The sequence below is a fragment of the Streptomyces sp. NPDC030995 genome, from assembly GCF_055571215.1.
This window is the reverse complement of sequence record NZ_JBVIFS010000026.1, coordinates 26028-47297: the sequence shown is the minus strand read 5'-3', so window position 1 is coordinate 47297 and position 21270 is coordinate 26028. Positions and strand designations below refer to the sequence as shown.

The following is a 21270-nucleotide window of genomic DNA, read 5'->3' as shown; positions in this document are numbered from 1 at the left end:
GACCTTCCCACCCACTTGAAGACGGGGGACCGGATACGCTTCGATATGCCCTGTCAGCCGATCCCCGCCAGCCGCAGCAACAGCGACTTCACCTCGGTCGCGGCGAGAGTGCCCGCGACTTCGCCGGGCCGCGAGCAGAGCAGCACCGGGCCGTCCTGCGGACGCTCGGGGAGCCTGCCGTGGCTGCCGCGCACCGGCGCCGGGTCGAGAGGGACCACGGCCATCCGGTAGCGCATGCCGAGCTTCTTGCGGGCCAGCGCGCCGGCCGCCTTGACCTTCACATACGGGTCGAGCGGGTCCATGAACAGCTCGGCGGGGTCGTAGCCGGGCTTGCGGTGGATCTCGACGAGCTGCGCGAAGTCGGGGGCCCGGGCGTCCTCGAGCCAGTAGTAGTACGTGAACCAGGCGTCCGGCTCGGCGACGGCGACGAGCTCCCCGGAGCGCGGGTGGTCCAGGCCGTACTCCTTCTTGCCCGCGTCGCCGAGGAGTTCACCGACCCCGGCGAGACCCTCCAGGACCTCCCGCACCCCGGCCAGGTCCTCGGGCCGGCGCACGTACACGTGCGCGATCTGGTGGTCGGCGACCGCGAAGGCGCGCGAAGCCATGGTGTCCAGGTACTCCATGCCGTCCTGGGTGTGCACCTCCAGGTAACCGGCGCGGCGCAGCGCCCGGTTGATGTCGACGGGCCGGCTGACCTTGGTGATGCCGTACTCCGAGAGGACCACCACGGTGCGCCCCTCGGCCTCGGCCTCGTCGAGCAGGGGGACGAGCGCCGCGTCGAGGTCGGCGGCGGCCTTCAGCGAGCGCGGGTCCTCGGGGCCGAAGCGCTGGAGGTCGTAGTCGAGATGCGGCACATAACACAGCGTCAGGTCCGGGCGCCGGGTGCGGTTGAGATACCGGGTCGCATCGATGATCCACTTGCTGGACACCAGGTCGGCGGTCGGCCCCCAGAAACTGAACAGCGGGAACGTGCCCAGCTCGGCGTGGAGTTCGTCGTGCAGGCCGGGCGGCCGGGTGTAGCAGTCGGGCTCCTTGCGGCCGTCGGCGTAGTAGACCGGGCGCGGGGTGACGGTGAAGTCGGTGTCCGCGCCCATCGCGTACCACCAGCAGACGTTGGCGACCGTGTAGCCGGGGTGCAGGCGACGGGCGGCGTCCCAGAGCTTGTCGCCCCCGACGAGCCCGTTGTGCTGGCGCCACAGCAGGACCTCGCCCAGTTCGCGGAAGTACCAGCCGTTGCCGACGATGCCGTGCTCGGCGGGCAGCGTGCCGGTCAGGAACGTGGACTGGGCGGCGCAGGTGACGGCGGGCAGCACCGTGCCGAGCCCGGCGCGCGAACCGCCGGCGCCCAGAGCCTTCAGACGCGGCATGCGCTCCAGGAGCGCGGGGGTCAGGCCCACCACGTCCAGGACGAGCAGGGGCGTCGGGCGGGTCTTCGTCACTGCTGCTCCTTGAGTCCGAGTCCAGTCAACAGATCGCGGGCGAAGGCGAGTTCGGCGGCGATCCCGTCGGCGAGCTGTGCGTCGGTGGCCGGCCGCACCGCGGCCGGCAGGGCCTGCCAGGTGTACGTCTCGACCTCGAAGTGACGGCTGCGCGCCGCGGCGCCCCCGACCAGCACGGCCAGCGTCTCGCCCAGCACGTTGAGGGTGGAACACAGCGGCGGCGCCGGCGGGGCGTGCAGCGGTACGTGGAAGTGCGCGCGCCAGGGCACGGTGTCCGGCAGCGCGTCCCCCGCCAGCGCCTGCCCGAGGTCGTCGGTGCCGTACAGCGCCCCGTCCGCCCTGGCCCGGGTCTGGTGCAGGAAGCGCGGCTCGTCGAAGGCGGCGAGCGCCGAACGGACCGCCGGATCACGCGGGTTGCCGGCGTGCAGGGCTGCGGAGAGCTGCACCTTGGCCACCTCGATGCCCGCCCGCGCCAGGCCGGCCAGCGCCGCCGCCGGCTCCTCGAAACTCGTCGCGAGGTGGCAGGTGTCCAGGCACAGGCCGATGCGGTGGCCGGGCAGGGCGGCGAGCGGGGCGAGCGCGTCCGCGGTGGTCTCCACCGCGCAGCCGGGTTCCGGCTCCAGGGCGATCCGGATCGAGCGGCCGGTTTCGGACTCCAACCGGTCCAGGCGGCATGCCAGTTCGCTCAGGGCCGCGTGCGCCGCCGCGGCCGCGGCCTCGTCGAAGCCGGTGCGCCAGGCCAGCGGAAGGGTGGAGATGGTGCCCTCGGTGACGTCCGGCGGCAGCAGCCGCGCGAGCAGCCGGGCCAGGTCACTCGTGTACTCCAGGCGCTCCGGGTCGGTCCAGTCGGGCCGGTAGACCCGGTACTTGACCACCTGGGCGCCGAAGCCCCGGTAGGGGAAGCCGTTGAGGGTGACGACCTCCAGGCCGCGCCGGTCCAGTTCGCCACGGAGCCGGCGCAGCGCGGCGGGGTCGGCTCCCAGGGCGCGGACCGCGTCGCGGGCCAGCCACAGTCCGATCCCCAGGCGCTCGGTGCCCAGACGGCGGCGGACCGGCTCGCAGTGGGCGGCGAGCTGGGCGACGACACCGTCGAGGGTCTCGGCCGGGTGGACGTTGGTGCAGTACGCGAGGTGCACGGTCGAGCCGTCGGGGTGCTGGAAACGCACGGCTCATTCGCCCCCGCGCAGTATGGAGTTGCCCTCGTGCAGCGTCCGGGGCTTGGCGGGCTCCAAGGCGAGCCGGCCGCTCAGCCCGTAGAACGCGACGGGGTTGCGCCACAGCACCCGGTCCACCTCGTCCTCGCCGAAGCCCGCGGCGAGCATCGCCTCGCCGACCTTGCGGGTCTTGAGCGGGTCGCTCTTTCCCCAGTCCGCGGCCGAGTTGACCAGGACCCGCTCGGGCCCGTACTCCCGCAGGACGGCGACCATGCGGTGTTCGTCCATCTTGGTGTCGGGATAGACGGAGAAGCCGAGCCAACTCCCCGCGTCCTTGGCCTCCTTGACGGTGGTCTCGTTGAGATGGTCGACCAGGACCCGGTCGACGGACAGCTTCGACTCGGCCACCACGTCCAGGGTGCGGCGCAGGCCCACGAGCTTGTCGCGGTGCGGGGTGTGCACCAGGGCGGGCAGCCCGTGCTCGGCGGCGAGTTCGAGCTGCGCGGCCAGGGCGGTGTCCTCGGCCGGCGTCATCGAGTCGTAGCCGATCTCGCCGACCGCGACCACACCGTCCTTGACCAGATAGCGCGGCAGCTCCTCGAGGACCGGCACACACCGCGGATCGTTCGCCTCCTTGGGGTTGAGGGCGAGGGTGCAGTGGTGCGCGATCCCGTACTGAGCGGCCCGGAACGGCTCCCAGCCGAGCAGCGCGTCGAAGTAGTCGAAGAAGCTCTCCGGCGAGGTGCGCGGCTGCCCCAGCCAGAAGGCGGGCTCGACCAGCGCGCGCACCCCGGCCCCGTACATCGCCTGGTAGTCGTCGGTGGTGCGCGAGGTCATGTGGATGTGGGGGTCGAAGATACGCATCAGGCTCCCTTGGCCGTCAGGGCGAGTACGTGGCTCAGGTCGTCCGGGACGGGCCGCCCGGCGGCGGTGCGCTCCCCGGCGAAGTCCCGCAGCATGCGCGCGAGTTCGCCGTCGCCGCGGGCCCGGTCCGCGAGATCGGCCACGGCGGCCACAGGCACCCCGGCGAACAGGCACTTCAGGACCGCGTGACGCCAGGCGTGGGCATCCAGGTGCGCGGCGGCGTACGCCCCGACGGCCGCGGCCACGAGCCGGGTGTCGTTCGTGCGCAGCGCGTCCTCGATCAGCGGCACTCCCTGGTCCGGGGCGAGCGGGAGATGCGGCAGGGCCAGCAGCACGGCGCGGCGTTCGGCGCCGGTGCCCCGCTCGTAGAGCCGGGCCACGGCGGCCGCGCCGGGGCGGGCCGTGTGCAGCAGGAGCACCCGGGCCGCCTCGGCCGCATCAGGCAGGCCGCACTCCCGGCCGGCCGCCGCGAACCGCAGCTCCCACCGCGCCGCGCCCCTGCCCGGCGGAGCGTCCGGGGCGTGCGGGGCGTGCGGGGCGGTGCGCGCGGCGTCGTGCGCCTCGGCGAGCGCCAAGTCCAGCCAGGCGGCACTCTCGGCAGTGAGGCGGGCGAGCAGTTCCTCGCGAGTGATCAGCATGCGGGCTTCCTTGACGGGACGGCGCGGGACAGACGGCTTCGACGCGCGGAGGTACGCGGTCCCGGAGCACCGCCCACCAGCGGGGACACGGCGGCCGGGGGCCGGTTCGCCCCGACCCCGGCAAGCTGTGCGCGCAGGAACTCCATGGAGGACCGGGCGAGTTCCGGTCCCGCGTGCGAGTGGCGCGGCAGCTCGACCACGGTCAGGCCCTGGTAACCGGTGGCGTCGAGCGCGGCGAGCACCGGCGGGAAGTCGATCTCGCCGTCCCCGAAGGGCAGGTGCTCGTGCACACCGCGCCGCATGTCCTCGATCTGCACGTGCCGCAGCCAGGGCGCCGCGGCGGTGACGCAGTCGGCCGGCGGCATCGGCTCCAGGCACTGGCAGTGCCCGATGTCGAGGGTGAGCCCGAGCAGCGGATGGTCGCCGAACCGGGCCCGCAGCCGGTGGAAGTCGGCGAGCGATGCGAGGAGGTGACCGGGCTCGGGTTCGACGGCCAGCGGGACGCCGGACGCCTCGGCCGCGTCGAGGACCGGGCCGAGCGAGTCGACGAGCAGCTCCCAGGCGGTGTCCTCATCCACGCTCTCGGGCCGGACACCGCTGAAACAGTGCACCGCGTGGGCGCCCAGATCCGCGGCCACCCGCACCGCGGTGACCAGGAGCGCGGTCCGCGCCGCCCGCCCCTGGGGCTCCGGGTCGAGCAGGGTCGGCCCGTGCTTGCGCCGGGGATCGAGGACGTACCGGGCGCCGGTCTCGACGGTGACGCCGAGGCCGAGCGCGTCCAGCCGGTCCGCGACCCGGGCGGCCCGGCCGAAGAGGCCCGGGCCGAGCGGGTCGAGGTGCATGTGATCAAGAGTCAGACCGACGCCGTCGTAGCCGAGCTCGGCCAGCACGCCGAGGGCGTCGTCGAGCCGTAGATCGGTCAGGCCGTTGGTGCCGTAGCCCAGGCGCAGACTCATGTCGGGCTCACCTTCCGGGCCAGCCGGCGGGCCACCGGAACCAGCCCGGTCAGCACCGCCGCGGGGGCGAGCCGTCCCGAGCGCGCCGTGAGGGCCGCCTGGAGCGGGATCATGGCGCGGATGCCGCCGCCGACGGCCCGCTGGGTCAGCGGCGGCGACGGGTTGAGCGCGGCGTGCAGGAACGGCCGCGCGGCCGTCGCCACATAGGCGCCGGCCAGCGCGGTACGGGCGAACGCGCGGGGCGAGTCGATCGCGCGCCGACCCGGCCAGGCACCGGCCAGCGCGCCGATCACGGCCGTCGCCCCGAGCGCGGCCAGCGACCTGCCCGGCGCACCGCCCCGGGTCTCGGCGCGGGAGACGGCGGTGACGGCGTAGGTGTGGGCGCCGAGCGCGGCGGCGGGCAGCAGGGCCCGGCGCACCGCCTGGCCGGAACTCACGCCGCTCGCAGGGCAGTGGGCGCTCGCCACCGCTCCGAGCAGCAGGTCGAGGCCGCGGGCCGCCGCCATCGCGGCCGGGCCCGCGGCGGTGTGCTTGAGCCGTAGGTCGTACGCCCAGACGGTCCCGGCGAGCGCGGTGGCGGTGAGGGCGGCGGGCCGGCCCGCGGCGAGCGCGAGGCCGACCCCGGCCGCGGTCAGCCCGGCCGCCGCCGCCAGCGCCTGCGCGGGGGCGATCCGGCCCGAGGGGAGGGGGCGGCGCGGACGCTCGGCGGCATCCTCATCCCGATCCGCCCAGTCGTTGAGCGCCATGCCCGCCTCGTACAGGCACAGGGAGGCACCGACGGCGAGCGCAGTGCGGGCGCCCGGGCGCAGCCCGCTCGCCGCGGCCCCGGCGAGCGCGTCGCCCGGGACGGTGAACAGGGCCGAGACACGCAGGAGTTCGGCCCAGTCGCGGGGACTGCTCACCGGACCTCCGCCAGCCGCGCGGCGAAGCCGAGGAGGGCCTCGTACTGCTCGGCGAGCGCCGAGGAGGCGCCGTCCGGGTCCTTGAAGTAGAAGCCGAGCTCCGGCAGGCTCCCGGTGATCCCCGCCTGATGGGCGCGGGCGGCGAGCCGCGCCAGGTCGAGCACCAGCGGCGCGGCGAGGGCCGAGTCGCAGCCCTGCCAGATGGTCTGCAGGATCATCCGAGACCCGAGGAAGCCCTCGAAGGCGACGTGGTCCCAGGCGGTCTTCCACTCGCCGAGCGCGGGCACGTCGTCGATGTGCACCTCGCCCTCGGGCAGCGCCCCCAGGGTGTCCTCGAGGACCCGGTTCTTGCCCGCGTTCTTCGCCGCGGCGGCCGCGGAGTCGGCGAGCGCCGCCCCGTCGCCCCCGCCGAGCAGATTGGTGCCCGACCAGGCCCGTACGTCCAGCGCCCGCTGGCGGAACATGGGCGCGAGCACCGCCCGCAGCAGGGTCTGCCCCGTCTTGCCGTCCCGGCCCGCGTACGGCACCCCGGCGGACCGGGCCGTTTCGGCGAGGGCCGGATGACGTATCCCGGTCGACGGGGTGAAGTTCACGTACGCGCAGCCCGCGCGCAGGGCGGCCGCCGCGTACAGCGAGCTGGCGGGCAGCCGGGAGGCGCCCTCGGCCGGCGCGGGCTCGGTGGAGGCCACGTTCACCACGACGGTCCGGGCGACGCCGGTGCGCCGCGTGAAGTCGTCGATGTCGGCGGCGAAGGCCGCTATCAGCTCCTCGTCGGTGCGGGTGTCACCGGCCGACGGTCCGCCGGCGCGGATCTCCCGGTCGGCGGCGGCCAGTTCACCGTGCACGGCCCGGACGAGCCCGTGCGGCAGGACGCCCTGCTCGGTGAGGGCCTCGGCGCGTTTGGGCAGCGGCCAGTCGACGGTGTCGTGACCGCCGAAGACGAAGGAGGACAGGGCGGGCAGAGCGGCGGCCGCGAAAGGCCCGGTCTCGGTGACCACGCCCGTCGGCGGGCACAGCCCGGCGGCGAGGGCGGCGCACCCGGCGACCGCGGTCGTGGCGACGGAGCCGCGGGCCCCGATGAACCACACACCCGTGCCGGCCCCGCCCTCGGGGCCGGTACGGGAACCGGTCGTCTCGGCATGTTTGGACACGGAAGACCTCCTGAAGTGCGTCGGTTCTGACAAGCGGGGGAGTGCCCGGGTGCGGCGGCGGCCCGGGACCGGGCCGGTCGCCGACGCCGTCCCGCGGTCGCGTGCGCCGGCCCGAGGGGCCTTATTCGGCACGCTGTTGGAGCTGCGCGGCCAGCTCGCTCCAGGCCGCCGCGCAGCTGCGGGCGAGGTCGGCGACCTCGGGGGCCCAGTGACGGGGCAGCCCGCGCCCGAGGGTCTCGACACTGTCGCCGTCGACGGAGTAGTGGTGCAGCCAGCGCAGGGCGCGCCGGCCGGCTTCGGTGTGCCGCAGCGAGGGGTCCTCGCTGAGCTTGGCGAGCAGCTTCTGCCGGTCCACCACGCCCGCACCGCGCACCACACGGGCCGGGGCCGGCGGACGCGGCCGGACCGGCACGGCAGCGGCGGGGGCGCTCGCGGCGCGCTGGCCGTCGCGGGTGGTGCGGTAGCGGCCAGGGACGGGGTCCTCGCCGCGCTGGATGCGCTGGCGTACATCGCGCACCGTGGCGGGGGAGAGCCCGGTGGCACGGGCGACCTCGCGCAGACCGGCGTCGGGCTGTTCGAGGAAGATCGCGGCGGCGTGGCGGCGGCGCTGCGCGCTGTCGAGGGGGCGCACCCGGCCGTCCCGGCCGATCCGGGTGCCGGACTGCGCGGCGTCCGCGGCCGATGACTGCGCGCGGATGCGGGAGACGGTCTTGTCGGAGACCCCGGTGGCGGCGGCGACCGCGCTGTCCGACCACTGCGGGTGGGTCAGGACGATGCGGGCCGCCGCGCAGGCGCGGTCGGCGCGGGAGAGCGGCAGGCCGTGGGTGATGTTGGCCTTGACCGATAAGACGAAGGCGTCGGCCGGATCGCAGTCCAGCAGCCTCGCGGTGATCTCGGTACGTCCGTTGAGCAGGGCCGCGCGGATCCGGTGCACGCCGTCGATGACGCGCAGGGTGGGCCGGTGCACGGTGATGGGGGGCAGACGGTCCCCGGCCTCGGCGAGCACCCGCACGTGGTCCGGGTCCTCCGCGTCCAGACGGGGGGAGTCGGACAGGACGAGCGAGTCGATCCGTACGCGGGTGAGCGGCTGCGATTCGATCCGGATGGCCGACAGCTCCATCTCGTCGATATCGACGGTCGGGTACGTCAACTCTTCGGCCAGAGACAACTCGCCCCTCCTGACAGCAATCCTCTGTTGGCGCACACGTGGAAGGTCTTCCGGATACGGGTCCATTGAGTGGCGTCGGCCGGCCGCGAGCCCTCATGACCCGTCCGCGGCGGGAAGCGGGGGCTGGGGATTCGCCGCGTGGTGGCTGGACGCTTGTGCTCCGTCGCCGGAGCCCTACGTGCCGTAAATCCACGAGGAGAGTACCGTACAGCCGGTTTTTTTGTAAACCTTCGGCTGGCCGTCCGAGCGGCGAAACGGCCCTTCGGGGCCTCCGTCAAGTCCGGATGCATACGGCCTCGAGCGCGGCTCCAGCCGGGCGCAGTCGCAGCTCAAGCGGCCCCAACAGCCTTACAGATGAACCTTGTTGCCTTTCCCACCTGGGGAGATGCCACCTGCCGTCCAGGGGAGTCGGGTTCTCTGCGGGGAGGGGCGCGGGCCGGATCCGGGGGAGGGTGGGCGAGGATGATCATGGCTCCTTGGGGGCGTGACCTGCCTCAGCGTAGCTCATTATCAAACCGGTGAGACTGTTTTCTTGTGCCCCTGGGGGCGGGTGCCGGCGGATCTTTCCGTGTCGGCCGGGCGGCCCAGAACCTTCAATTCCGGCCAACGGGTCGGCGCGGCTCCGGGCTTCCCGCGCGGTCGACCTGTCGAGTCGGGCCGACCTTCTCGGTGCCCGCGCCCCGTGGGCGGAACGAGCCGCATCCCGTCGCCGGCCCAGCCGATCCGCGTCAGCCCTGGTTGCAAAACCGGCAAGCTGGTTTTATATGTATGAGGAAACCCCCTCAGGAGCGGGAGAGCCAACAGTGAGCCAACAGGAACGGGCCGCCCGTACCCAGAACGCACTCATCCGCTCGGCGGCCGAGCTGTTCGAGCGGCACGGCTACGAGAAGGCCAGCCTGAACGAGATCAGTTCGGGTGCCGGGGTCAGCCGTGGCGCTCTGCACTTCCACTTCGACACGAAGGCCGAAGTGGCCGGCGCCGTCGAGAGCGCCGCCGCCCGCGCCCTGCGCCACGCGGTGGACAGTCTGCCGCCGGGGGAAGCGAGCGCTCTGCAGGACCTGACCGACCTCTCGCACCGACTGGTCCAGCTGCTGCTCTGGGACGTGGTGGTGCGGGCCGGATTCATGCTGAGCTGCGAAGCGGGGCAGCGCGCCCGCGTCGACCTCCGCCAGGAGTGGCAGACCTACGTGCACGGGCTCGTGGCCCGGGCCGCGGACGAGAACTCGCTCGCGCCGGGGGTGTCGCAGAACGGCGTCGTGAACGTCGTGGTGGCCACGACGGTCGGCCTCGCGGTACTGAGCCGCACCGACAGGGAGTGGCTGACCGACCAGACCCTCACCAGCTTCTGGAAGGCACTGCTGCCCTCGGTGGCCGACCCGCAGACGGCCGCCGAGCTCAACCCGGCCGGCACCGGCTCGGCGCACGCCGGACTCCTTGCCCGCCAACGCCCCCAGGCCCCGCCGGCAGCCGCCCGCCCGAGACCCTCGGCGGCACCGCAGTTCAACGACGTGACCTACCAACTCACCTGCGGCGGCAGGCAGTTGTCCGGCGCCAAGGATTCACCCTCGGACATCGAACAGGAAGGCTACGCTTCGGGACACAGCAGCACCGAGACGGGCACCTGAAGCGAAATACGCCGCCAGAGCAAGGAGATCGCGCAGAATGACGCAGGGCCAAGGCTCGCTCGAGGGGAAGGTCGCCCTGATCACCGGTGCGAGCAGCGGCATCGGCGCCGCGGCGGCCCGGGTGTTCGCACGCGAAGGGGCCCGGGTGGTCCTGGTCGCCCGGCGCGAGGACCGCCTCGCGCAGCTCTCGGCCGAACTGCGCGCGGACGGCGCGCACGCCTCGTACTGCGCGGGCGACGTCCAGCTCTCCGCCGACGTGGAACGGGCCGTCTCCCACGCGGTGGAGACGTACGGGCGCCTCGACGTGGCATTCAACAACGCGGGTGCCGGGGGAGACGTGGCCCCTCTGCACCTCCTCGAGGACAAGGCGTACGACCTGGTCATGGACACCAATGTGCGCGGTGTGTGGAACTGCCTGCGCCACGAGATCAGAGCGATGATCGAAGGCGGCGGCTCGATCGTGAACACCAGCAGCGTGGCCGGCCTGGTGGCGAGCTCCGTGCCGGCGCCCTACATCGCGGCCAAGCACGCCGTGATCGGCCTGACCAAGGCGGCCGCGGTCGAGTACGCGGCCGACGGCATCCGCGTCAACGCGATAGCCCCGGGCCTGACCCGGTCGGAGATGGTCGAGGACTGGTTCGCCCGGGTCCCCGGGCAGGAGGCCAAGAGCATGGCGTCCGCACCGCAGAACCGCATGGCCGCACCGGAGGAAGTCGCCGAGGCGGCCGCCTGGTTGTGCAGCGACGCCGCCTCGTTCGTCACCGGAGCCACCTTGCCCGTGGACGGCGGGCGCACCACCTGGTGACGGCCTGCCGCAGTCGTACACGGAGGGCCGTCCGTGAGCCCAGCGGCCCGGCGGGCCAGCCCGCCGGTTCAGCCGGCCGCGCCGACGGGCGCGGGCCGCTCCGCGTCCTCCGCCTCCGTCCGCGCCGCCTCCATCTGCGCGTACAGCCGCGCGCCGCGGTCGGCAGCGAGGTCCAGACGGGCCAGGACGGCGGGGATGGCGATCGTCGGCATCAAGTGCGCGTAGAGCAAGGCGATCCGGCGCTCGACGTCCACCAGGCCGGTCTCGAGCTGGGAGAAGAGCTGGACGCCGTGGAACGTACTGGCCAGAAGCTCGGCGGTCTGCAGCGGGACGATGTGGCCGAGGATCTCACCGCGCTCCTTCGCCTCCGCGAGCGTCCGCGCCGAGCGCTCGATCAGGGCGGGCCAGGCGCTGCCGTAGTGTTCCCGGCCCAGAGGGTCGGACGAGAGCACGGCGCCGGCGCGCACCACCGGGTCGCGCGGCAGCTGGTACGCGAGCAACATGCCCTGGTCCACCCACTCCTGGACCTTGAGCTCCTGGGGCGGAAGGGACTGCTCGACCTGCGCCTCGATGACCCCTCGCGCAAGGGCTTCCTTGGAGTCGAAGTGGAAGTACAGGGCGCCCTTGGTCATACCGGCGACCTTGAGGATGTCCGACACCGTCGCCGCCGAGTAACCGCACTCCGCGAAAATCTGCGCTGCAGCCTCCAGCACGGCGCGGCGGGTCCGAACTGCCCGTTCTTGTCGCGCCACGAGACCACCCCTTGTGCTCAGTGCCCGTGTCCAGTAAGCGGCGGACGAATGAAAAAGAAACCGTCTAGAGGGTACCTTACACACCCACGTGCCACGGGCCGTTTCCCCAGTCCAGACCCCCGGGCTAAGAGCGACGCAGCGCGACTTCCTTGACGAGCAGGCTCGCGGCGAGCATCACCGCCCCCGCCGCCGCGCCGGCCAGGAACGCCGCGTGCATGCCCTCGGCCGTGGCCAACCGGTGCGCCTCGCCGCCGGGCAGGTGCCCGGCCGTCACCTCCTGGACGCGGCCGTTGAACAGGTTGCCCATGACGGCGACGCCGACGGAACTGCCCAGCATGCGAAAGAGGGTCACACCGGCGGAGGCGACACCGATGTCCTTCCGCCCGGCGCTGTTCTGCGAAACCAGCATCACGGTCTGGAGCAGACAGCCCAGCCCCGCGCCGAGCACGGCGACGCACAGGGCCGCCTCGAACCGGGAGGTGGCGGTGCCCATCCGGGAGAGCAGAGACATGCCGACGAGCAGGAGCGCCCCGCCGGCCACGAGGAAGATCTTGTAGTGCCCCGTGGCGGTGATGACCCGCCCGGCCACCACGCCGACGGCGGTCATCGCGACGGGCATCGGCAGGAGCAGCAGACCGGAGGCGGTGGCCGACGCACCGTGCACGGCCTGCTGGTAGAGCGGCAGGAAGAGGACCGCGCCGAACAGGACGAAGCCGGTGAGGAAGCCGATCAGCGCCATCAGCGGGTAGTTCCGGTCGCGGAAGAGGCGCGGCGGCACGATCGGCTCGGCGGCGCGGGTCTGCCGGACGGCGAAGGCGGCCAGGCAGACCACGCCGGTGGCGGCGAGCGCCAGGACGGTCGCCGAGTCCCAGGCGTACTCCGTGCCGCCCCAGGCGGTGACCAGGACGACCGTGGTGATCCCGGCCATGAGCAGCGCCGCGCCGAGGTAGTCGGCCCGTGCCGTGGAACGCCGCCCGGGCAGGTGCAGCAGGGCGCCGATCATGGCGAGGGCGAGGGCGCCGAGCGGCAGGTTGACATAGAACGCCCAGCGCCAGCCGATGTGGTCGGTCACGGCTCCGCCGGCCAGCGGGCCGCCGATCATGGCGGTGCCCACGACGGCGGCCACCAGGCCCTGATAGCGGCCCTGGCCGCGGGGCGGCACGAGCTCGCCGATGATCGCGACGACGCCGGAAATCAGGCCGCCGGCCCCCAGGCCCTGCACCCCGCGGAAGGCGATCAACTGGCCCATGTCCTGGGCCGTGCCGCACAGCGCCGACCCGGCCAGGAAGATCGCGACCGCGGTCATGAAGATGCCCTTGCGGCCGTACATGTCGCCGAGCTTGCCCCAGATCGGCGTGGATGCCGCCGTGGCCAGGGTGTAGGCGGTGACCACCCACGACATGTGCTCCTGGCCGCCGAGTTCACCGACGACCGTGGGCATGGCCGTTCCCACGATCACGTTGTCGAGCTGGGACAGGAGCATCACGAGCAGGAGCGGGACCAGCAACAAACGTACGCCGCGCCGCTGTTCGCGCCCCGCTCGTGCCCGGACGAGCGCGCCCGCTGAACCCCGCAAGGCGGCCGCCATCGCTGCCGTACTCAGCTGATCTTCATCGTCGCCATCATGCCCATGGCCGAGTGGTCGAGCATGTGGCAGTGGTAGACGTACTCGCCCCGGTAGGCGTCGAAGGTGGCCTGCAGCTTGACCGTCTCGCCGGGCAGCAGCCGCACGGTGTCCTTCAGGCCCGCCTCGGCGGGCCCGGGCGCCGCTCCGCCCCGCTCCAGGACCCGGAACTGCACCAGGTGCATATGGAAGTTGTGCGGCGCCTTCGTGTTGGCGTTGGTGACGGTCCAGATCTCGCTGGCGCCGGAGCGTATGTGCGCGTCGACGCGCGCGGGGTCGTACAGCTTCTCGTCCATGTACGCCTTCGGATTCAGGCGGCCGTCCTCGTCCATGCGCAGCACGACGGTGCGCTCGGCGGCGGGCTCGGGCAGCGGCGGCAGCGTCCGCAGGACGTCCGGCACCGAGCTGTCGTCCGCAGCGGTGCGCACCACGTCGAAGCGCATCACCTGGCTGACGTCCTCGACCGCCCCGAAGCCGGTGTTCTTCAGGACGAGCTTGGTACCGACGGGGTAGCGAGAGAAGTCGATGACCACATCGGCCCGTTCACCGGAGGTCAGGTAGAGCGCCTTGGTGGTGTGCGGGCGCGGGAGCAGCCCGCCGTCGGAGGCGATCTGCACCATGTCGCCGTCGTCCGCCAGCCGCAGTTCGAAGAAACGCTGGTTGGAGTGGTTCGCGAAACGCAGCCGGTAGGAGCGGGCGGCGACCTCGAAGTACGGGTACGGCGCCCCGTTCACCAGGAGGGTGGTGCGGGCCCGGTCGCTCATCTGGTAGATGAGCGCGCCGGTAGCGGTGTCGAAGTGCGCGTCACGGATCGCGACCAGGACGTCGTACTCGCCCTTGGGCAGCGGCAGCGCCTCTTCCTCGTCGTCGGTGAGCAGATAGCTGCCGTGCATGCCGCGGTACACGTTCTCGGCCTCCACGTGGTGGGCGTGGTCGTGGTACCAGAGCGAGGCGTGCGACTGCCTGTTGGGGTACACGTACAGGCGCCCGGCGCCCGGCGCGATGGTGTCCATCGGGGAGCCGTCGTCGCTCGGCGGCACCGAGGCCCCGTGCAGGTGCACGGAGGTGTCCACGTCCAGTTCGTTGCGCTGACGGATGACGACGGGCCGGTTCCTGCGGGCCTTGATGGTCGGACCGGGGAACTGGCCGTTGTAGGTGCGCAGTTCGGTCTGGATGCCGGGCAGAATCTCCTTGGTCACCGTGCGCATGGTCATCTTGTACGTGTCCACGCCCCCGGCCGTGTACACCGGTGCGAGGACCGGTACCAGGGGCATCGGCACGGCGAACAACTGCACCGCCGCGCCGGCGGCCTGCGCGCCGGAAGCGGACGCTGTGGTGGCTCCCTGCGCGTTCAGGGCGGGCAGGAGCGAGACCCCGGTGAGCCCGGCGCCCACGACGGACAGTCCTGCACCAAGCACTCGGCGACGGGTAGCCATGATCGATCCTCCTGCTGCATACGAAGCGAGCTGTGCGAGAACAGATCAGCACGCGGAACTCGGGCTTCGCTCGCGCTCGGCCCGCGCCGCGTCCCCGCAGCGACGAAGGCGGGATCGCCGCGGGGCGCACTCGACAGCCGCTCGACCCGGCCGCGGGCGGCGCGGCGGACCCTGTGAGCGCCGCAGCAGCAGGTCCGTACACAACAACCAGCTGCGGCGGCACGGCACTTCGGCACACGGAACGGAGAAACGATGTACGCGGAGGTGGCGGCGTTCTACGCCCGCCAGATGCGGCGCCTGGACGAGGGGGACGCCGAGGGGTGGGCGGCCACCTTCACCGAGGACGCCCTCTGCCGGCTGTCCACCCGCCCGGAACCGATGCGCGGCCGCGCCGGGCTGATCGCGGGGGCCCGCGCGGCGACGGCAGCGATCGCCGCCGCCGGGGAACAACGCCGCCACATGACCGGCATGTTCGAGATCGAGGAACGCCCCGGCGGGATCCTGCACGTGCGCGCGAACACGATCGTGTACGCCACCAGCGCGAGCGGCCGGTCGCGGGTGCACCAGGTCTGCACCTGCACGGACACCCTGGTACGGGGCACCGGGGCCGGGCGCGAACTCCTGGTCAGGGACCGCCGGATCGATGTCGACGGCGCATGAGTACCGGTACTGTCGGCGGCGGCCCGCTCACCGACTCACCCGGGAGACACCTTGCCCCGTCAGCTTTCACACCTGAGCCTGGTCGCGGTGAACATAGACGGCGTGCTGCTCAACGACAGTTTCAGCCCTGTCATGCGTCGCCTCGTCGAGTCCCGCGGAGGCACCTACAGCGCCCGCTTCGAGCGTGAACTGCTGTCGCAGCCACAACTCGTCGCCGCCCGGCGGGCCGCGGACGAACTGGGAGGCACCGCCGAGCAGTTACTGAAGGACTACTTCGCCGAGCGGGAGGAGTACGTGCACCGGCATCCGGTGCACCTGCTCGACGGTGCGGCCGAGCTGCTGGCGACACTGCGTTCACTGGACGTGCGCACGGTCTGCTACGGAGGGCTCGAGCGGTCGCACTTCACCCGCCATCTCGGTGAGTACGCCGACTGCTTCGACGAACCCGGCTACGTGTGCACCAACGACTTCCGCCCCGGCATCCGGGAAATCACCGACCTCTTCGGGCTCCGCTACGACCAGGTCCTCTTCATCGACGACGTGGCGCGCGTGGCGGAGACGGCGCGGGAACTCGGGACGGCCTTCATCGGGCACCCCGGCGAATCCGGGCAGGGCTACCAGCGGCAGATGATGGAGAAGGCCGGTGTCCGGCACATCGTCGGCACGCTGAGGGAGATCGACGAGGCGTTGCTGCGGACCGTCGACGCCGAGGCGGCCGCCGGAGACCTCTAGGGGTATTCTCCACCGCGCAAAAAAGGCCGGACCATCGGATTCCATTCCTTTCCACGAGTTCGGGATCCACCGTGCCGGCATTCCCCCGCCCCAAGCAGCAATGGAAATCCCCTAAAGCGCGACTGGAGAAAATCGGGAGCGCGCGCGATTTTCGCTACTGTGCTCGCTGCGGCGATCAGAACCGCCGAAGATGAACTCGCGATGTATGGGGGTATTCGTGGAGATTCAGGTGCTGGGATCACTGTGCGCCGAAGTCAACGGGGGAGCGATCGTCCCGAACGCGGCCAAGCCGCGGCAGATCCTCTCCCTGCTCGCGCTCCGCCCGGGACGGGTCGTGCCCGTCCACACGCTGATGGAAGAACTCTGGGGGGCCGAGCCCCCTCAGAGCGCCCGCACCACCCTGCAGACCTACATCCTCCAGCTGCGCCGACGCCTCGGCACCGCCATGGGCCCCGATGTCCCCGGCGCCGCCAAGGACGTGCTCGTGACCCGCCACGACGGTTACCTGCTGCAGATCCCGCCCGAATCCGTCGACGTCTACCAGTACGAACGGCTGGTCGCCGAGGGGCGCGGCGCCTTCGAGGACGGCGACGACGAGATGTCATCGGCCTGCTTCCGACGGGCCCTCGACCTGTGGCGCGGACCCGCACTCGTCGACGTACGCGTCGGGCCGGTCCTGGAGATCGAGGTGCTGCGCCTGGAGGAGAGCCGCCTGGGCACCGTCGAGCGGCGCATCGACGCCGACCTGCGGCTCGGCCGGCACTCCGAACTCATCTCCGAGCTCACCGAGCTGACGGCACGCCACCCGCAGCACGAGGGGCTGCACTCGCAGGCCATGGTCGCCCTGTACCGCTCGGGCCGACAGGCCGGGGCCCTGGACGTCTACCGCAGGCTGCGGACACGTCTCATAGAGGAGCTGGGCGTCGAGCCCTCGCCGCAGGTGCGGCGCCTGCACCAGGCCATGCTGGCCGTCGACCCCAAGCTGGACGTCGCCGCCGGACCACGGCGCACCTCCACCTTCGATCTCTACGCGGCCTGAGATTCCGACGGGCCGATCATCCGCAACGATTTCCCTGCCCCGCCGCCCCGACTTCTCTTGCGATTATCCCGCCGCGGCCGTCGTCCAGGCGCCGGTCCAGAGAGTTTCAAGTGATCGTCCAGCTCGCTCCGCCACCGTACGGGAAAGCTTCCGAGGCCCATGGAAGTGGTCCCGGCGAAGGGAGAAGTCGGTGGACGAGGCCGCGCAGGAGTACGGCAGGCCGTTCCGTCACATTCCGCCCTGGGCGCCGCCGCTGCTGCTCGCCGGCGTCGACGAGGACACCGACGCCGGGCCCGAAGAGCCGCACATCGTTCGCGGCATCGACTAGGACGCACCGGCGCGGACGGTGAGCCGCCCGCCGCTACCGCTTTTCCGGCAGCTCCACGTCGGTGCCTGCCGCCTCCAGCCGGTGCAGCGCCGTGCCGGCGGCGAGAGCGGGAAGGTGAAATCCCCAGAAGGCGGCGACGGCGTGCCGGGACAGCCACTCGAAGTCCTCGCGCCCGAGCACCTCGAATCCCACGGTCGACGCCGTGATCGCGCCGGCGGCGCTCTGCCGTGACACGTCAGGGGCGAGCATGTTCTCCCGCGCCGCTTCCGCGAGAAGCCGCTGTATGTGGGCGTGCCACTCCTGACGCAGATCGGGGCCGCGCCCGTGGCCCTCCTGGTTCAGCAGCACGCCGGCCTTGACCACACGGTCGGACCGCAGGAGCGCGGCGATCGCGTGCGACGCGTCGATCAGTTGCTGCAGAGCGCACGCGCGGCTGCGATGGACCCCCTGGACCGCCGACCGCATGGCGCCGACGGCCTGGCTCACCACCGCCGAGGCGAGCTCCTCCTTGTTCTCGAAGTGGAAGTAGAGCGCGCCGGTACTGACGCCCGCCTGCTGGCTGACCGCCATCAGATGGGTGCGAACGAAGCCGTTCCGGTTGAACACGTCGGCTGCGGCGGCGATCAGCTGGGACCGGGTGCGGGCGGCTCGCTCCTGCTTGGTCATGTGGGTTCCTGGTGGGTCGACGCGGGCGAAGAGTAGTCCGATATGAGTAAACCGCAAGGTCGGTTTTATTGCCAGAGGGGGTGAAGCGGGACAAGATGCTCGGCGTCTGCGACCCAACTCCTGGATCGGCTCCGGCTGTTCGCCCCTGAATATGCCGTGAGGCGGTCGCCCCCTTTGACAAACGGCGGCGTCGGTTTGTAAGTTTCCTGTGTCTGATCCTGAGGCACCTAGCTGAGCCGCGCCAGTCGAGGGGAGCCCGCCGTCCTCTCCACGTTCCAGGCCGAGATCCCGCTCGACCGCCACCGCACCCCCGAGGACGTCGCGGGCCTGACCACCGACACCGCCGCCTTGATCACCGCACAGACCCTCAAGGAGACAGCCAAACATGACGACCCGTGAGGTTGAGCACGAGATCACCGTGGCCGCCCCGGCCGCCCACGCGTACCGGCTCCTGGCCGACGTGGAGAACCTGCCGCAGATCTTCCCACCCACCATCTTCGTGGAGCAGACGGAGCGCACGGGCGACGAGGAGCGCATTCGCGTCTGGGCGACTGCCAACGGTCAGGCCGCGAGCTGGTCCGCGCGCCGCACGCTCGATGAGCGGGCCCTGCGCATCGACTTCCGGCAGGACGTGTCCCCCGAGCCCATCGCGTCCATGGCCGGCACCTACATCATCGAGCCCCTGGAGGAGGACCGCTCCCGGATCAGGCTGCTGTTCGACTACCGGGCCGCCGGCGACGACCCCGAGTCGCTGAAGTGGATCGACCAGGCGGTCGACGAGAACGCCCGCTCGCAGCTCGCCTCGCTGAAGAGCAGCCTGGAGCAGGCGCATGCCGACCGCGACCTGACGTTCTCCATCGAGGACACCGTGCGCGTCGACGGCTCCGCCAAGGACGTCTACGACTTCATCAATGAGGCCCAGCTGTGGGGCGAGCGGCTGCCGCACGTCGCCGCGGTCCGCCTCGTCGAGGACTCGGCGGGCCTGCAGACGCTGGAGATGGACATACGCGTCCAGGACGGCAGCGTCCACAACACCAAGTCGTACCGCGTGTGCTTCCCGAACCACAAGATCGCCTACAAGGCGGTCAGGCTGCCCGCACTGCTGACCCTGCACACCGGTCACTGGGCGTTCGAGGAGGACGGCGACGGCGTGCTCGCCTCCTCGCGGCAGACGGTCGTCCTCAACCCCGACGGCATAGCCGAGGCCCTGGGCCCGCAGGCGACCCTGGCCGACGCCAGGCAGTACGTACACAACGCGCTGAGCACCAACAGCCGCGCCGCGCTGGAGCACGCCAAGGCCTACGCCGAGAGCAGGCGCTGACCGCGGAGGCATACGTTCTCCAGGCCGGGGACCGGGCCTGGAGAACGCCGTGGACGCGGACGCGGGGCGGGCGCGGCCACTCGCCGCCCTCGCCTCCGCGTGTCACGCGATCGCGGACCGTCTGAGAACTGATGTCGTCGGTGGGGGAATTCGGGACACGCCGCGTGTGGCTGACGTGCGCTCGGTGCCGGCCGCAGGACCGCCCTGCCCGAACTCCCAAGGAGCCAGCCATGACCGATGCCACGACCTCGAACGCCTTACCGGCAGCGGACACCCGAGCGATCCCGCCCGGCGTCGCGCCCCCCTTCGTCGCACTGCTGATCGCGGTTCTCTCGTTCTCGCTGATGCAGACGATGGTCGTGCCCGTACTCCCCGACCTGCAGCGGGAGTTCGACGCCAGCACGACCGGCGTCTCCTGGGTCCTCAGCTCATTCCTGATCACAGCTTCCGTGGCCACCGCCCTGCTCGGCCGGGTGGGTGACATGTTCGGCAAGCGCCGGATCCTCATCGCCTGCCTCAGCGTGTTCGCCGCCGGCACCCTGCTCTGCGCCGTGTCGAACTCCCTGGGACTGCTCATCGCCGCCCGCGCTGTACAGGGCGTCGGTTCCGCCGCTTTCCCGCTCGCCTTCGCAATCGTGCGCGAGCAGTTCCCGCCCAAGCAGGTGCCCGTCGCCATCGGTCTGATCAGCTCGACGTTCGGCATCGGCTTCGGCGTCGGACTCATCCTTCCCGGCCCGATCGTGGACACGCTGAGCTGGCACTGGGTCTTCTGGCTCGGGCTGTCGGTGATCGTGCTCGGCATCCTCGCGGTCGCCGCGTTCGTCAAGGAGTCCGCCCACCGCTCCCCGGGCCGGGTGGACTGGGCCGGAGGGGCACTGCTGAGCGGCGCCGTCGTCGCCCTGCTGCTCCCCATCAGCCAGGGCAAGTCCTGGGGCTGGACCTCACCGGCCGTCATCGGCCTGTTCGTGGCCGCCGTGGTGCTCGGCGCGGTGTTCGTGGCGGTGGAGCGGCGGGTCCAGGAGCCGCTGATCGACATCGACCTGCTGCGCCGCCCTGCCGTCGCGACCTCCCATGTGACCGCACTCATCATCGGGTTCGGCATGTACGGCGCGTTCACGCTGGTGCCGCTGCTCGCCCAGACGCCGCCCGAGGTGGGCTTCGGATTCGGTTCCTCGGTCACCGAGTCCGGGCTCTTCATGGTGCCGATGGCCCTCACCATGCTCGTCTCCAGCCCGCTGGCCGGCCGGATCGGCGCGGCCATCGGCTTCAAGCTGCCGCTGGTGCTCGCCTGCCTGATCGGTGTGGTGGGCTTCGCGATCTACGCGGGCGGCCACGACAGCGAGTGGGCGATGTACGTCGGCTCCGGCGTGCTCGGCATCGGCGTGGGCCTGGCCTACGCCGCCCTGGCCAACCTCGTGGTGGCCGCCGTGGACCCGGGACAGGTCGGCGAAGCCACCGGCATCAACACCATCATGCGGACCATCGGCAGCTCACTCGGCGCGCAGATCGCCGCGTCGATCGTGGCCTCCAAGACCGTTCCGGGCACCACGATCCCGGCCGAGTCCGGGTACACGACGACGTTCGTCATGTCGGCGATCGCCCTCGGTGCCGCCACGCTCGCGGCGCTCGCCGGACCCGGATCCCTGCGCAGGCCCGCCGAGTCCGCCGAGTCCGCCGCGTCCGGCACGGGCGCCGCAGCGCCGAAGCCGAGCGGTTCGCCCGCCCGCTGAGCGAGCCGGGAAGCACCCACCACACCCCACGACGGTCACGGCCTCCTCTCCGGCACCGTCACCACCCCTCGGCGGGCCGGGCCCGGCCCGCCGACGAGGCGGGGCCCACCTGGTCTGCGTACCCGACCCTCCGCACCAGCCGACCGCGCCCGGCAGTTCGCCGCCGCCGGCGGGACGCCCGTGGCAGCCGCGGAGGCGGCCCGCCGGCAGGTCGTCCTCCTCGCCCGCAAAGGCGGGGTGGCACGGCCATCAGGCCCTCACCCTCGCTCTGAACGCCGCT

20 protein-coding genes are annotated in these 21270 nt (G+C 72.1%); 8 read left to right on the top strand and 12 right to left on the bottom strand.

What is annotated here, in order from left to right; genetic code table 11:
• Positions 1-53: 53 nt before the first annotated feature.
• The 8 genes from ACZ45T_RS29665 to ACZ45T_RS29630 form a co-directional block, all read right to left on the bottom strand.
• Entirely contained in the window at positions 54-1439 is a 1386-nt protein-coding gene (locus tag ACZ45T_RS29665; RefSeq protein WP_468446621.1) for a nucleotide pyrophosphatase/phosphodiesterase family protein, read from the bottom strand.
• Positions 1436-2605 (bottom strand): metabolite traffic protein EboE, encoded by a 1170-nt coding sequence (eboE, locus tag ACZ45T_RS29660; protein WP_468446619.1) that lies wholly within the window; start codon positions 2603-2605, stop codon positions 1436-1438. The genes ACZ45T_RS29665 and eboE overlap by 4 nt, the downstream gene beginning before the upstream one ends.
• Positions 2606-2608: 3 nt before the next feature.
• The gene (locus ACZ45T_RS29655; RefSeq protein WP_468446617.1) at positions 2609-3457 is read right to left on the bottom strand and encodes a TatD family hydrolase; all 849 of its coding nucleotides are present in this window, start codon (positions 3455-3457) and stop codon (positions 2609-2611) included.
• Positions 3457-4095 carry an EboA domain-containing protein gene (locus tag ACZ45T_RS29650; RefSeq protein ID WP_468446615.1) on the bottom strand — a complete coding sequence of 213 codons (639 nt, stop codon included), beginning with the start codon at positions 4093-4095 and terminating at the stop codon, positions 3457-3459. Before ACZ45T_RS29650 ends, ACZ45T_RS29655 begins: the two co-directional genes overlap by 1 nt.
• Positions 4089-5051 carry a sugar phosphate isomerase/epimerase family protein gene (locus ACZ45T_RS29645; RefSeq protein WP_468446613.1) on the bottom strand — a complete coding sequence of 321 codons (963 nt, stop codon included), beginning with the start codon at positions 5049-5051 and terminating at the stop codon, positions 4089-4091. The genes ACZ45T_RS29650 and ACZ45T_RS29645 overlap by 7 nt, the downstream gene beginning before the upstream one ends.
• Positions 5048-5953, bottom strand: coding sequence for an SCO3242 family prenyltransferase (locus ACZ45T_RS29640; protein WP_468446611.1), 906 nt, complete (start codon positions 5951-5953; stop codon positions 5048-5050). The genes ACZ45T_RS29645 and ACZ45T_RS29640 overlap by 4 nt, the downstream gene beginning before the upstream one ends.
• Complete coding sequence (locus tag ACZ45T_RS29635) at positions 5950-7104, bottom strand: inositol-3-phosphate synthase (RefSeq protein ID WP_468446609.1); 1155 nt, start codon at positions 7102-7104, stop codon at positions 5950-5952. The genes ACZ45T_RS29640 and ACZ45T_RS29635 overlap by 4 nt, the downstream gene beginning before the upstream one ends.
• Positions 7105-7225: 121 nt before the next feature.
• Positions 7226-8272, bottom strand: coding sequence for a ParB/RepB/Spo0J family partition protein (locus ACZ45T_RS29630; protein ID WP_468446607.1), 1047 nt, complete (start codon positions 8270-8272; stop codon positions 7226-7228).
• A gap of 803 nt (positions 8273-9075) precedes the next feature.
• Between ACZ45T_RS29630 and ACZ45T_RS29625 the strand changes: the two genes are divergently transcribed.
• Together ACZ45T_RS29625 and ACZ45T_RS29620 are read left to right on the top strand one after the other, a co-directional pair.
• Positions 9076-9897 carry a ScbR family autoregulator-binding transcription factor gene (locus ACZ45T_RS29625; protein WP_468446605.1) on the top strand — a complete coding sequence of 274 codons (822 nt, stop codon included), beginning with the start codon at positions 9076-9078 and terminating at the stop codon, positions 9895-9897.
• Between the two features lie 37 nt (positions 9898-9934).
• Positions 9935-10702: an SDR family NAD(P)-dependent oxidoreductase gene (locus ACZ45T_RS29620; RefSeq protein WP_468446603.1), complete on the top strand. Its 768-nt coding sequence runs from the start codon at positions 9935-9937 to the stop codon at positions 10700-10702.
• A gap of 68 nt (positions 10703-10770) precedes the next feature.
• On the opposite strand, the gene ACZ45T_RS29615 is transcribed toward ACZ45T_RS29620, so the two are convergent.
• The 3 genes from ACZ45T_RS29615 to ACZ45T_RS29605 all read right to left on the bottom strand — a co-directional run bounded on the left by ACZ45T_RS29615 (position 10771) and on the right by ACZ45T_RS29605 (position 14514).
• The gene (locus ACZ45T_RS29615; RefSeq protein ID WP_468446601.1) at positions 10771-11454 is read right to left on the bottom strand and encodes a ScbR family autoregulator-binding transcription factor; all 684 of its coding nucleotides are present in this window, start codon (positions 11452-11454) and stop codon (positions 10771-10773) included.
• A gap of 124 nt (positions 11455-11578) precedes the next feature.
• Entirely contained in the window at positions 11579-13042 is a 1464-nt protein-coding gene (locus ACZ45T_RS29610) for an MDR family MFS transporter (protein WP_468446599.1), read from the bottom strand.
• 11 nt (positions 13043-13053) lie between these two features.
• Positions 13054-14514, bottom strand: coding sequence for a multicopper oxidase family protein (locus ACZ45T_RS29605; RefSeq protein ID WP_468446597.1), 1461 nt, complete (start codon positions 14512-14514; stop codon positions 13054-13056).
• 252 nt (positions 14515-14766) lie between these two features.
• Here ACZ45T_RS29605 and ACZ45T_RS29600 point away from each other — a divergent pair, with 252 nt between their 5' ends.
• The 4 genes from ACZ45T_RS29600 (at position 14767) to ACZ45T_RS29585 (ending at position 17273) form a co-directional block, all read left to right on the top strand.
• Positions 14767-15174, top strand: coding sequence for a nuclear transport factor 2 family protein (locus ACZ45T_RS29600; protein ID WP_468446595.1), 408 nt, complete (start codon positions 14767-14769; stop codon positions 15172-15174).
• 87 nt (positions 15175-15261) lie between these two features.
• Positions 15262-15906: an HAD family hydrolase gene (locus ACZ45T_RS29595; protein ID WP_468446593.1), complete on the top strand. Its 645-nt coding sequence runs from the start codon at positions 15262-15264 to the stop codon at positions 15904-15906.
• Between the two features lie 217 nt (positions 15907-16123).
• Positions 16124-16945: an AfsR/SARP family transcriptional regulator gene (locus ACZ45T_RS29590; protein WP_468446591.1), complete on the top strand. Its 822-nt coding sequence runs from the start codon at positions 16124-16126 to the stop codon at positions 16943-16945.
• Between the two features lie 190 nt (positions 16946-17135).
• Positions 17136-17273, top strand: a complete 138-nt coding sequence (locus ACZ45T_RS29585) for a hypothetical protein (RefSeq protein ID WP_468446589.1) — start codon at positions 17136-17138, stop codon at positions 17271-17273.
• Positions 17274-17306: 33 nt separating this feature from the next.
• Here the strand turns inward: ACZ45T_RS29585 and ACZ45T_RS29580 are convergent, their stop codons facing one another.
• Entirely contained in the window at positions 17307-17939 is a 633-nt protein-coding gene (locus ACZ45T_RS29580; RefSeq protein WP_468446587.1) for a ScbR family autoregulator-binding transcription factor, read from the bottom strand.
• 385 nt (positions 17940-18324) lie between these two features.
• Between ACZ45T_RS29580 and ACZ45T_RS29575 the strand changes: the two genes are divergently transcribed.
• Both ACZ45T_RS29575 and ACZ45T_RS29570 read left to right on the top strand, forming a co-directional pair.
• Positions 18325-19260 (top strand): aromatase/cyclase, encoded by a 936-nt coding sequence (locus tag ACZ45T_RS29575; RefSeq protein WP_468446585.1) that lies wholly within the window; start codon positions 18325-18327, stop codon positions 19258-19260.
• A gap of 230 nt (positions 19261-19490) precedes the next feature.
• Positions 19491-20990 (top strand): MFS transporter, encoded by a 1500-nt coding sequence (locus tag ACZ45T_RS29570; RefSeq protein WP_468446583.1) that lies wholly within the window; start codon positions 19491-19493, stop codon positions 20988-20990.
• The last annotated feature ends 280 nt before the right edge of the window (positions 20991-21270 follow it).

Excerpts from the sequence above, each read along its gene's own strand:
- ACZ45T_RS29655 (WP_468446617.1), bottom strand. The coding sequence starts at position 3,457 with ATGCGTATCTTCGACCCCCACATCCACATGACCTCGCGCACCACCGAC.
- ACZ45T_RS29650 (WP_468446615.1), bottom strand. The coding sequence starts at position 4,095 with ATGCTGATCACTCGCGAGGAACTGCTCGCCCGCCTCACTGCCGAGAGT.
- ACZ45T_RS29645 (WP_468446613.1), bottom strand. The coding sequence starts at position 5,051 with ATGAGTCTGCGCCTGGGCTACGGCACCAACGGCCTGACCGATCTACGG.
- ACZ45T_RS29620 (WP_468446603.1), top strand. The coding sequence starts at position 9,935 with ATGACGCAGGGCCAAGGCTCGCTCGAGGGGAAGGTCGCCCTGATCACC.
- ACZ45T_RS29610 (WP_468446599.1), bottom strand. The coding sequence starts at position 13,042 with ATGGCGGCCGCCTTGCGGGGTTCAGCGGGCGCGCTCGTCCGGGCACGA.
- ACZ45T_RS29605 (WP_468446597.1), bottom strand. The coding sequence starts at position 14,514 with ATGGCTACCCGTCGCCGAGTGCTTGGTGCAGGACTGTCCGTCGTGGGC.
- ACZ45T_RS29600 (WP_468446595.1), top strand. The coding sequence starts at position 14,767 with ATGTACGCGGAGGTGGCGGCGTTCTACGCCCGCCAGATGCGGCGCCTG.
- ACZ45T_RS29580 (WP_468446587.1), bottom strand. The coding sequence starts at position 17,939 with ATGACCAAGCAGGAGCGAGCCGCCCGCACCCGGTCCCAGCTGATCGCC.
- ACZ45T_RS29575 (WP_468446585.1), top strand. The coding sequence starts at position 18,325 with ATGACGACCCGTGAGGTTGAGCACGAGATCACCGTGGCCGCCCCGGCC.
- ACZ45T_RS29570 (WP_468446583.1), top strand. The coding sequence starts at position 19,491 with ATGACCGATGCCACGACCTCGAACGCCTTACCGGCAGCGGACACCCGA.